At 42.2% G+C, this 9,886-nt stretch carries 13 protein-coding genes and 1 pseudogene; 10 read left to right on the top strand and 4 right to left on the bottom strand.

Annotated features, from left to right (window positions below):
• Positions 1-1,161: 1,161 nt before the first annotated feature.
• Positions 1,162-1,386, bottom strand: coding sequence for a hypothetical protein (locus tag JCM15124_RS09755; protein WP_024999285.1), 225 nt, complete (start codon positions 1,384-1,386; stop codon positions 1,162-1,164).
• Positions 1,379-1,675, bottom strand: a complete 297-nt coding sequence (locus tag JCM15124_RS09750; protein WP_262499279.1) for a helix-turn-helix domain-containing protein — start codon at positions 1,673-1,675, stop codon at positions 1,379-1,381. Before JCM15124_RS09750 ends, JCM15124_RS09755 begins: the two co-directional genes overlap by 8 nt.
• A 172-nt stretch (positions 1,676-1,847) precedes the next feature.
• Between JCM15124_RS09750 and JCM15124_RS16705 the strand changes: the two genes are divergently transcribed.
• The 3 genes from JCM15124_RS16705 to JCM15124_RS09735 are packed head-to-tail and all read left to right on the top strand — an operon-like array spanning position 1,848 to position 3,577.
• On the top strand, positions 1,848-2,369 hold the full coding sequence (locus JCM15124_RS16705; RefSeq protein ID WP_024999283.1) for a hypothetical protein: 522 nt from the start codon (positions 1,848-1,850) through the stop codon (positions 2,367-2,369).
• A 37-nt stretch (positions 2,370-2,406) separates the two neighbouring features.
• Positions 2,407-2,730: a hypothetical protein gene (locus tag JCM15124_RS09740; protein WP_024999282.1), complete on the top strand. Its 324-nt coding sequence runs from the start codon at positions 2,407-2,409 to the stop codon at positions 2,728-2,730.
• Between the two features lie 40 nt (positions 2,731-2,770).
• The gene (locus JCM15124_RS09735; RefSeq protein ID WP_024999281.1) at positions 2,771-3,577 is read left to right on the top strand and encodes a hypothetical protein; all 807 of its coding nucleotides are present in this window, start codon (positions 2,771-2,773) and stop codon (positions 3,575-3,577) included.
• Positions 3,578-3,840: 263 nt separating this feature from the next.
• Here the strand turns inward: JCM15124_RS09735 and JCM15124_RS15965 are convergent, their stop codons facing one another.
• On the bottom strand, positions 3,841-4,188 hold the full coding sequence (locus JCM15124_RS15965; RefSeq protein WP_024999280.1) for a hypothetical protein: 348 nt from the start codon (positions 4,186-4,188) through the stop codon (positions 3,841-3,843).
• A gap of 20 nt (positions 4,189-4,208) precedes the next feature.
• Positions 4,209-4,814 carry a S24 family peptidase gene (locus tag JCM15124_RS09725; protein WP_232220154.1) on the bottom strand — a complete coding sequence of 202 codons (606 nt, stop codon included), beginning with the start codon at positions 4,812-4,814 and terminating at the stop codon, positions 4,209-4,211.
• A gap of 257 nt (positions 4,815-5,071) precedes the next feature.
• On the opposite strand from JCM15124_RS09725, the gene JCM15124_RS09720 reads away from it, so the two are divergent.
• The 7 genes and pseudogenes from JCM15124_RS09720 (at position 5,072) to JCM15124_RS09690 (ending at position 9,885) form a co-directional block, all read left to right on the top strand.
• Entirely contained in the window at positions 5,072-5,305 is a 234-nt protein-coding gene (locus JCM15124_RS09720) for a hypothetical protein (protein ID WP_156930703.1), read from the top strand.
• A gap of 4 nt (positions 5,306-5,309) precedes the next feature.
• A complete protein-coding gene (locus JCM15124_RS09715; protein WP_024999277.1) occupies positions 5,310-5,684 on the top strand; it encodes a hypothetical protein in 375 nt (124 codons plus the stop codon).
• 12 nt (positions 5,685-5,696) lie between these two features.
• The gene (locus JCM15124_RS09710) at positions 5,697-5,930 is read left to right on the top strand and encodes a hypothetical protein (protein WP_024999276.1); all 234 of its coding nucleotides are present in this window, start codon (positions 5,697-5,699) and stop codon (positions 5,928-5,930) included.
• A 19-nt stretch (positions 5,931-5,949) separates the two neighbouring features.
• Positions 5,950-8,043 carry a kinase gene (locus tag JCM15124_RS09705; RefSeq protein WP_024999275.1) on the top strand — a complete coding sequence of 698 codons (2,094 nt, stop codon included), beginning with the start codon at positions 5,950-5,952 and terminating at the stop codon, positions 8,041-8,043.
• A gap of 16 nt (positions 8,044-8,059) precedes the next feature.
• Positions 8,060-8,913, top strand: a pseudogene (locus tag JCM15124_RS14020) (AAA family ATPase).
• Positions 8,914-8,948: 35 nt separating this feature from the next.
• Complete coding sequence (locus JCM15124_RS09695; RefSeq protein WP_024999274.1) at positions 8,949-9,575, top strand: ATP-binding protein; 627 nt, start codon at positions 8,949-8,951, stop codon at positions 9,573-9,575.
• 7 nt (positions 9,576-9,582) lie between these two features.
• Positions 9,583-9,885, top strand: a complete 303-nt coding sequence (locus JCM15124_RS09690; protein ID WP_024999273.1) for a hypothetical protein — start codon at positions 9,583-9,585, stop codon at positions 9,883-9,885.
• The last annotated feature ends 1 nt before the right edge of the window (position 9,886 follow it).

Raw genomic sequence — 9,886 nt, 5'->3', positions numbered from 1 at the left:
GGCAGCAGAACGAAATGAGACAATGCGATAACTGATTATCAGATAGTTACGAGTGAAGAATACAAAAACCATTTAATCCAAAATCAACTTAAACATCTTTACATCGCTTTACATTTGCTTTGCATTTAAACGGTGTTTGAAGGGTGTTCAACCGCCAAAAGTTTACATCGTGCAAAAAAACGTTGGCGTCGGGTTAATGTTTGCTTTGCATCGGCACGGCGTATTTGGGCACACAGAACGCGCAGAACGCTTTATATACGGGGTTTTCGGGGGATTATCAGTCGGGGCGTCGTGCGGGGCTTAGAACGCAAAGAAATAGGGCGTGTGAAATTTTGGGTGTTACGTTGGGTATACCCAAAATAAACGATGAGAATGCAGCGTGTTACGCCGTAAGTCGTTGATTAAACCGTATTTAAACACTTTTTTGTCGGTACCGGGCATCGTCTTGCCCATTTTTTACCCCTTTTTCAGGGCTTTTTGCAAATATCGTTATTCGTAAGTGCTTGATATACGAGCACTTAAACACTTTTTTGCCGGTACTGGGTGCATTATTGCCCATTTTTACCCCACTTTCAGGGCTTTTTGCAAATATCGTTATTCGTAAGTGCTTGATATACGAGTACTTAAACACTTTTTTGTCGGTACCGGGCACATTATTGCCCATTTTTACCCCATTTTTAGGGCTTTTTGCAAATATCGTCATTCGTAAAGTGCTGATATACGAGTACTTAAACGCTTTTTTGTCGGTACCGGGAGCGTTTTTGCCCACTTTTACCCCATTTTTAGGGCATTAAATGTTAAAAATGGCATTTGTTTATTCATTTGTTTATTCATTTGTTTATTCATTGTAAAAACGAAATGATACTCTTGTTTATTCATTTGTTTATTCACTTTTTGGTATTTTGGTGCTCGTCCCCCCCCCCCGTTTGGTACTAAAAAGGGGGCATTTTTTGCGTTTTCGTTGAATTGGGGGGGGTGTTTTCCACTTTTAAAGGTGGTATTTGGCAGGTGTTTAAGTGTATAAAGAAAGTGGTAAGTGTTTGTATTTTAATAACTTACACGGTTTTAAGGCTAAAAACGGATAAAAAAGCGTGTGCGCGTGCCTATTAAGCGCACAAAAAAGGCTACCAAGTGGTAGCCTTTTAATAAAGTAGTGGGGGGTTAAAACAACTTGTCAGGATGGTGCTGCCGTGCCCAATCTGACAGCTCGCCCATGATATGGGCTAAATCTGTCGGCGACGGGTTGGGAACGTCCTCAAGAACTGTAACTTTTTGCGTTTCGTTGAATTTACCTTGTTCAAAGGTAACAACGATGCCGTGCACCGTGTCTGTCAATACCCACCCATTGGGCTGGATATTGCTCTTTTGTATAATGTACTTAGCCATTTATAGAGATTTTTATTACTTTGCCACAATGGGGGCATTTAAAAGAATTTATTTGCTCTTCCTCTTCTAATAGTAATTCTGCCACCGGTATGCCCATTACATTGGCAATTTCCTTTAGCTTATACAGTGTTGCATTCCCATTCAGAAGGGCGGATATGGCGGGCTGAGTAACACCCATTGCCTGCGCAAGCTGCTTTAATGTCCAGCCATGCGCTTTGATATTCTTTTTTATGTTCATATATAATGTATTTTTGTATCTGTGGCAAAGATACTCATTTACTTTAAGTATACCAAATAAAAAGGTGAAAAACTTAAATGATACTTTATATTTCGTTGATAAATGTAAAAAACAAGCGTGTAGGTTAAATAAATCTTAAAAGTTAAGCAAAAGTTATATTATTATTTGGATAATTAAAATATACTTTATATATTTGCAATACAATTAAGAAATAAACAAATTTATGAAAACGAAAAAAGATATAAACGGAAATTTTATAGGCGATGGCACAATACACGCCTTATATAATATACACGACTTCAAAAAAGAGGGCTACGATTTCATAGAAAGCTCTGTAAGCAAGTCAAATACAAGCGAAAGCGTATATGTTACATATACTAACACTCATAATAAAAAGAGTGTTAGTGTTAGATTTTCAAATCACACAAGTAACAGCGTAAAATTTGGCGATGTGCTCACATATACAGATGTGAACGAAATACTTTATCGTCTTGGATTGAAAGGCAAAAAGGTAATAAACGGCACTCGTCCATTTATTTTAACAGAATTTCTAAAAAAGAAAGATGTAGCCAAATACGAAGAAGCAGAATTGACAATACAGGACATGTACGCTCTTGGTGTTGGTGCAGATATTTCTGCTTATAAAGGCAAAGTTGCCAAAGGCGGCAGAAGCCTTATTTGCGGCGACAAAATAGAAGAAGTTGAAAATAGCATTAATGTAAAAATAGAATATTACGATATTTAACAAAAGAAGAGAGACACTCTAAAAACTGTCCTATAAAATGAAAACAACATCTCCTTACAAAGTACACTGGGCAATTTTTACCCCCACAACAGGGAAAGTGGTAACAAAAAAAGATGAGAAAGTACTTTCGGGTAGCTCTTATATAGCAGCTAACAGAAAGGCGATGAAATTTTATGCCAAACATTTTGCAACAAAGCAAGATGCTTTGGATTTCATTCAAAACTTCAATGGAAAATTGATTAAGAAGTACAAGGTACGATTGCTTACCGATAAGCAATTTGGTTTGTCTAAAATAAATATAGGCGAAGTACCGGAATTTCCTTTTACCGAAAAACAGAAAAAGGAAGTATATTATTTATAATAAATGTAATGCTGTGCTATCGGCATGACGGGCAAATAATATGAAAAAAGAAACCATTTTAGTATGGAAGAAAGAAGTAACTTCAAATTCTCACAAGAGCAAGAGAGTGTATTATAAGTTCAAAACCAAAATAGGTTGGTTCGAATACTCTGTATATGTAGAGGGAAATTTTAGAGGCGTTGTTGCCGATAAAAATTTTCACGAAACAACCATAGAAAACGTACACGAACACGCTTTATATTGGTTTAAAAGAAGCGATGTTTACCCATCGGAGAAAAACTTCCGCCTTCATGAAGAAAGAAAGAGAGAAGAAGAGGAAGAAGAAAGGATTGAAAGAGAAAGAGAAGAAAAACAGCGCGTCGAGGAAGAACGACGCAAAGAAGAAATGGCGAGCATAGATTTAAATAAAATAGACATCGAAGAGCTGATTGGTAAAATAAATGAAATTTGGAATGGAGAGGAAAAACAACAAGATGTTGTTTTTAATGGTATAAGGATAGTATTCAAAAGGGGGCAGTCGATTACGGATTGTTATAAAAATATCAAGATAGTAAATGCGAAACTGGGGCTTTCGTTTACAATAAAGCGAAAAGAACCAAACTATGACATAGAAAACGTGCTTAACACCGCTTTTCGCTTTATTTTTGAAGTGCATAGGTTAGGTGAGAAGATAAAGAATAAAGGCATCGTTATGACGATAGCCAAAAAGCAAGGAGCACCGTCTATAAAGACGTTGAAAGAAAACGGATTTACCATTGATAATAAAACTTACCAATTGTTGGATTTAAATGCCATCGATGACGTGAAAAAGCTATTTGAATATTACAATGAATTTAAATATAAATAAGTCATTTGTGCTAAGAAATAGGCAGCTGATAGCTGCCTATTTCTTTTATATAAAAAGTGGCTTAAATTCTTTTTGTTCTCAATATTTTTTAGTAACTTTGTGGTAATAAAAAGTTAATAATATGGAGAAAAGATTTTTGCGTTTAATAATAGAAATTATTGATGAGGATGGTAAAAGCGTTTTCAATCCAACATCAAATTACGTCCGCACGCCATTGCGTGCAGATGTAAATAATGTAGATCCGACGCATTGGTATGCGCTTCTTATGTATTTGGGCTCGGTAATAACTTTCGACCTTCGTAGAGCTCCTGCTCTATCGCCGCTTTATCCTGAAAAATATCCTGCACCTTTATATGCGTCAGATAACGCTTATTCAAAATTTCGTGAACCTTGCGGCGAATACGAGACGGGCAAACTGGAATGAAGAAATCTTCATAAAGGCACCCCCGTCGAGAACGCTCCGAAATAAAATGATGTATTACCAGCTCGCAGTTGTTTTGCTCTGCGAGCTCTTCTAACGCTCTTAACACTTCGTTATTGTCATTCTCCATGGAATACAAATTTTTTTCAACGAACATTTCGTTGTAATCATAAACATGCTTTATTCCCATACTTTTTTATTATTAATAATTTATGACATACTATTTATTCTGATAGATGCCTTTATAAGTGCTATTGCATTGACGTGCCGAAAGTCGATGTCCTTATCGGCGTGGTTGGGGTTCTGCGACGCCAAAGTAACGAAAGGGTCGCCTTTTGTTGATTTTTTGATGTATTTTACCACCACGTAGTCGTCGCCCTCGATATTATACGATAGCAGGTACATTTCACCGTAAAAAATGTATTGCAAATCTACCGGCACTTCTTTATAGAAAACTATATCACCCGCTTTTAGGAGCGGGTACATCGAATCCCCTACAATATGTATTGCACCGTCGCACTTCGGCATATTCGGTATTTTTATAGTGTCAATGATGTTGGCGTGCCGGTTGTCGAGCAAGGAACGTAGCCCCGCCGTTGCCTCGAAGTCGTACAAATTAATTATTTGTTGCTCCAATTTCTTTTCCGGGCATCGTGGTTGGTGTATCGGTTGAATGGTGGCATCTGCCGGGGGTGCTGCTGCGTCATCTTTTAGCATTACACCTTTACCAGTAAGTAGCCATTCTATATCAATAAAAGAGTAGTTGTCAATTATTTTTGACAGCTTATCAGAGCCAATGCTGCTTTCATTGCTCATATTGCTTATATTGCCCCTTTTTAAGCCGCATTTTTCTTCAAACTTCCTAATAGAAAGGCTATCAAAAGCAGCTATTTTTTCTAATCTTTCCTTTATCGTACCCATAATTTTTTTAATTATGACAAAAATAAATGCCATTTTTATTTGGAGTGTCAAAAATAAATGTTATCTTTGCAACGTGTAAAAAATACTACACGCCCCCAAAGGTACGAAAAGGGGGTAAGAAAAAAGAATTTTAACTAATAAAAATAATGAATATGGAAAAATGGACAAAAGAAGACGTTGCGGAGGTGATAGAAGGTTTACCCCTTGAGCGTGAAATAGAAGTGCTGTATATACTACAAACCAATTCTGTAGTAGTAGAAGTTGGGATTAAAGGTAACACTTCTTTTTCAGATATAAAGAAAATTGGCGAAGCTTTTGGCGACGACGATGTATGGATAGATGCATTGGGAAATGAAGAATTTAAACTAACAATATTTATATTATAAAAAAATGAAAAAGTACATTAAAATTTCTGCAAAAGAGAAAGAATGGATAGGAGCAGCACTCCATGTTTCGCGTTCAATGGTCGATTTTGCGCTACACTATGACGCAAAGCGCGGCAATAGCGATTTGGCAAAGCGTATTCGGATGTTGGCTTTGCACCGTGGCGGCGTTCTGATGAACGAGCTACCGGCATTTGAGACGATACATAACACGGCAGCCGGTGAAATGGTGCAACCTTTTGAAAATGGCGCGAAGCTCGTCATGGTGTGGGCTACCGGCAACCTTAAAGTATTTAATAAGAAAGGCGAGCTTTGCCGTGATATTCACATCAACACAATTGAAGAATTAACTAACGCGCAGTGCTTCGCTGCTGCCTTATAAGGAGGAGGAAACATGAAAATAACAATAGAAAAAACAACAAAGATAATTTTAGAGGTGGCAGACGCTTCCGCTGTAACAATGGTTGAAACACCCGATAGTATGGCGATAACGGTAAATAATAGGTCCGACGGCTGGCTTAAAAAAGCATATAGCCTTTTAAATGGCGTTTTTGACGCTGCCCGCCGCCGCAAGGCGCAACGCCGTTGGATTGTTGGATTTGACGAAGCACGTGCCGAAAAGTTATAACAGTTAGCGAGTAGCGAGTATGGAATACTATAACAAAATGCTGTGCGTAACGCGTGAGGAGCTGATAGGCGGAAGCGACCCCGTAATGAAAATGGGCACTTTCAACAGCAACCTTTACCGCAAGCGTATTGTGCCAGTATATGCCGGCGGTGGTGAAGAAAACTTCACACTGTACAGCTTTGATTCCATGCCCGAAAAATATAGGAAGAGATTTATGCAAAAATATGGAAATCCCGAAGACGTGCTGCGCGAAAGAGAAATGCGCAAAGCAGTGAAATACGACGAGTGTGCCCGGGCGTTTTACGAAGAATACCAGTATTTGAAGAATGACGTGTACACCACACTCGACGAAGAACTAAAGGCAGAATACACCACCAACGCCAGCGTGTTGGGTGAGCTGCTGCGCATGAAGGCTGAACGCCGCGCGATGATGGCGAGCTTGAACGCACGCGCCACCGATGTGTGGGAGGTGGTGTTGCAGAACAGCGAAGCACTGCGCGAACGCTATCACCACACGCTGCCGGCAAGCCTTAGCCGACTAAAGGCACGCATACGCGCCTTTCAAAAAGATGGCTACGAAAGTGTGGTAAGCAAGAAGTTAGGCAACGCCAACACCATTAAGATAACGGAGGAAGGCAAAGAAGTGCTTATTGCACTGAAGCGCAGCTATACACCCCGCTACACCGATGCACAGATTTTCGAGAAATACAACGAGCTTGCCGCCATTCGCAAGTGGAAGCCATTGAAGAGCGTGCGCTCTCTGCAGGCATGGCTTTACAGCCCGAAGGTGGAGCAGCTGTGGTATGACGCCGTGCACGGAGAGCAGGCAGCACGCCAACGCTTTGGCAGAAAGCAAAGCACAATTTTGCCCGAACGTCGCGACAGCCTTTGGTATGGCGACGGAACGAAGCTCAACCTATACTATCGGGAAGGGAAGGAAATCAAGACGATAAATGTATATGAGGTGGTAGATGCCTACAGTGAAGTACTTTTGGGCTTTCACATTAGCGAAAGCGAGAATTTCGAGGCACAATACTGTGCTTTCCGTATGGCGGTGCAACGCAGCGGGCACAAGCCTTACGAGATAGTGCACGACAATCAAGGTGGGCACAACAAGCTGAACCGTCAGGGCAAAAAGCCCACCGGCGACGAAAAAGAAAAAGGCTTTTTGGATAGGCTATGCCATATCCACCGCCCCACGATGCCACACAACGGCGAATCCAAAACCATTGAAAACATTTTCGGACGCTTCCAACAGCAGGTGCTGGCGCGCTACTTCAACTTTACGGGGCAGAATGTTACGGCAAAAAAACTGACGAGCCGCCCCAACATGGAAATGGTGGCTGCCAACCGCGACAACATGCCCACGTTGTTGGAATTATGCGAAATTTATGCGCAATGCCGGGAGGAGTGGAATGCCATGAAGCACCCGAAGCACGAGGACACTCGCATAGCTCTTTACGAGCAAAGCGTAAATGAGGAAACGCCCGCTGTTGGCAAGTACGAAATGCAGGATATGTTTTGGATAATGTCCGAAAAGCCGGTAACATTTACCGACAGCGGCATAAAAATGATGATAAATAAAAAGCAGTACCATTGGGAAGTGTTTACCGTGGACGAAAACGGCGTGCAGATACCCGACAGAGAGTGGCGAAGGCTGCACACGTGGGAAAAATTCTACGTGCAATATGACCCCCAAGACATGACAACGGTAAACCTTTATTCCATCGACCGTGCAAAAAAACTGCATTTTTGCACCGTTGCGAAGCCTTACATGCAGGTGCACCGCGCCATGCAAGACCAAAGCGCAGAAGAAAAGGCACGCATACACGCCGACATCGAGCGCGGCAAGCAGGACAGAATAGAGCGCGTGGCAGCGGGCAGAGAGATTGCGCAGCGTTACGGCACTGACCCGGAGCAAAACGGGCTATACTACCCAAAGCTCAAGGGCTTGACGGCAGAGCAGCAACAGCAGCTGTACGACAGAGTGGGTAGGTTGGAAAAGGACAGCCACGCCGAAGTGGTGGAATTGGGGCAGCATACGAAGAAGCTATCCAATATGGATTGGTCGGAAGTGCAATACAATGAAAGGAAAACAGTGGAAAAATTGTAACAAAAAATATAAAGTTATGATGACAAAAGAAAAGCAACTGATAGTAGAGAGCCTGAAAACCTATGTTGCAAGTACGGTAGCCAAAACAAAGCAGCTCAAAGCCTTGTGGGTATCAGCCCGGCAACGGTAAGTCAAATGCTGAAAGGCAATTGGGCGAACATCGCCGACGAAATGTGGAAAAACGTTGCCGCACAAATCGGCGTAAAGCAGGGCGACGGCTGGCAAATAGTCGAAACGACAGCTTACAAGGAAATGGTATTCGCCTTAAATGATGCCAAAGAGTGGAAGAATGTAACATGGGTAGTCGGCGATGCCGGTTGTGGCAAGACAACGACAGCACGCCTTTTCGCCGATGATCAGCGCGAAGTATTCTATATTCTTTGCTCGGAGGATATGCGCAAAAGCGACTTCGTGCGCGAAATTGCCCGCAAAGTGGGCTTGCGCACTGATGGGTACAGCATTCGAGAGCTGCTCGAGCGTATCATTGACAGTCTTGTACAGATGGACGCCCCACTGCTGATATTTGATGAGGCTGACAAATTGACGGAACGTGTTTTCCATTACTTCATCGACTTGCACAACCGCTTGGAGGATAAGTGCGGCATAGTATTCTTTTCAACAAGCTACATCAAGCGGCGTATGCAGATGGGCTTGCGCTATAATAAGTGCGGCTACAACGAAATCCACTCGCGCATGGGGCGCAAATTCTTTGAAGTAGAGCGCACTTCGCCTAACGATGTGTATGCCATCTGCGTAGGTAACGGGTTGAACGAAAAGCAGACATCGGCAGTGGTGGAAGATGCCGAGCAATTCGACTTCGACCTCCGCAGAGTGAAGAAAGCGGTGCACAAGCAAAAGCGAATGAAATAATATTTAAAGAGCATTTAAACGACATTTAAAAGGAAATGAAAAAGGCATTAAGTATGGTAGATTTGATGCGAAAGAACAGGCAGGTATATGCGTTCGATGGCGAATGGGAAGAAGCCTTCGGGCAGCCCGAACAAAACGGCGTATGGTTCATTTGGGGGCGCAGCGGCAGTGGGAAGACGTCGTTTGTCCTCCAGCTTTGCAAAGAGCTTACACGATATGGAAAAGTTGCTTATGACAGCTTGGAGGAGGGCGACAGCCTGACGATGCAGAACGCCCTTATGCGTGTTGGCATGGGCGACGTAGGGCGACAGTTTATTTTACTGAATGAGAGCTTGAAAGAGCTTGACACCCGGCTAAAGCGTCGGCGTTCGCCCGACATTGTGGTGGTGGATAGCTTTCAGTATGCGCATGTTGATTTGAAGCAATACGAAGAATTTATTGCCCGGCATCAAAATAAGCTGATAATTTTTATTAGTCAGGCTGACGGTATGAAGCCGTTGGGGCGCACCGCCCAAAGCGCAATGTATAGCGCATCGCTGAAAATTTGGGTGGAGGGCTACCGGGCTATCAGCAAAGGGCGATATTTCGGAAATAAAGGCTATTTCACCATTTGGGAAGAAAGAGCTGATAAATATTGGAAAAAGGACGAAAACAAAAAATGATAATAATATGGAAAAAACAAAGAAAGGGAATTTAGTAGGCTACTCGGTGCTTAGCCGAAAGCCCGAATGGCTGTTACGGTTAAAGTTGGATGTCAGCTGTCGCTTTGGCGGTGTCGTTGAAGATACACCCGCCTTTTGGCAGGCGTTGGAACGCTTTATAAAAAATTTCTTTTATTATCACCAAGGCACACAACGCTTTATTGCGCTGATAAAAAGCGACATCGATACGCGCATCAAAGAAGATGAGGGAGTAACAGTGCTGGACGTGCTGCGCAACGGACGCCCGGTGCTAACATATAAAATCAAATGAT

This window comes from Prevotella falsenii DSM 22864 = JCM 15124, assembly GCF_000613945.1.
GTDB classification, from domain to species: Bacteria; Bacteroidota; Bacteroidia; order Bacteroidales; family Bacteroidaceae; genus Prevotella; species Prevotella falsenii.
The sequence above is the reverse complement of the archived record's forward strand: the minus strand, read 5'-3'. Positions and strand labels throughout refer to the sequence as shown.

What these genes read in the sequence shown, in the direction of transcription:
- JCM15124_RS09695 (WP_024999274.1), top strand. Translation starts at nt 8,949, where the DNA reads ATGAAAAAGGCATTAAGTATGGTAGATTTGATGCGAAAGAACAGGCAG.
- JCM15124_RS16705 (WP_024999283.1), top strand. Translation starts at nt 1,848, where the DNA reads ATGAAAACGAAAAAAGATATAAACGGAAATTTTATAGGCGATGGCACA.
- JCM15124_RS09705 (WP_024999275.1), top strand. Translation starts at nt 5,950, where the DNA reads ATGGAATACTATAACAAAATGCTGTGCGTAACGCGTGAGGAGCTGATA.
- JCM15124_RS15965 (WP_024999280.1), bottom strand. Translation starts at nt 4,188, where the DNA reads ATGGGAATAAAGCATGTTTATGATTACAACGAAATGTTCGTTGAAAAA.
- JCM15124_RS09720 (WP_156930703.1), top strand. Translation starts at nt 5,072, where the DNA reads ATGGAAAAATGGACAAAAGAAGACGTTGCGGAGGTGATAGAAGGTTTA.
- JCM15124_RS09715 (WP_024999277.1), top strand. Translation starts at nt 5,310, where the DNA reads ATGAAAAAGTACATTAAAATTTCTGCAAAAGAGAAAGAATGGATAGGA.
- JCM15124_RS09740 (WP_024999282.1), top strand. Translation starts at nt 2,407, where the DNA reads ATGAAAACAACATCTCCTTACAAAGTACACTGGGCAATTTTTACCCCC.
- JCM15124_RS09690 (WP_024999273.1), top strand. Translation starts at nt 9,583, where the DNA reads ATGGAAAAAACAAAGAAAGGGAATTTAGTAGGCTACTCGGTGCTTAGC.
- JCM15124_RS09725 (WP_232220154.1), bottom strand. Translation starts at nt 4,814, where the DNA reads ATGAGCAATGAAAGCAGCATTGGCTCTGATAAGCTGTCAAAAATAATT.
- JCM15124_RS09755 (WP_024999285.1), bottom strand. Translation starts at nt 1,386, where the DNA reads ATGGCTAAGTACATTATACAAAAGAGCAATATCCAGCCCAATGGGTGG.
- JCM15124_RS09735 (WP_024999281.1), top strand. Translation starts at nt 2,771, where the DNA reads ATGAAAAAAGAAACCATTTTAGTATGGAAGAAAGAAGTAACTTCAAAT.
- JCM15124_RS09710 (WP_024999276.1), top strand. Translation starts at nt 5,697, where the DNA reads ATGAAAATAACAATAGAAAAAACAACAAAGATAATTTTAGAGGTGGCA.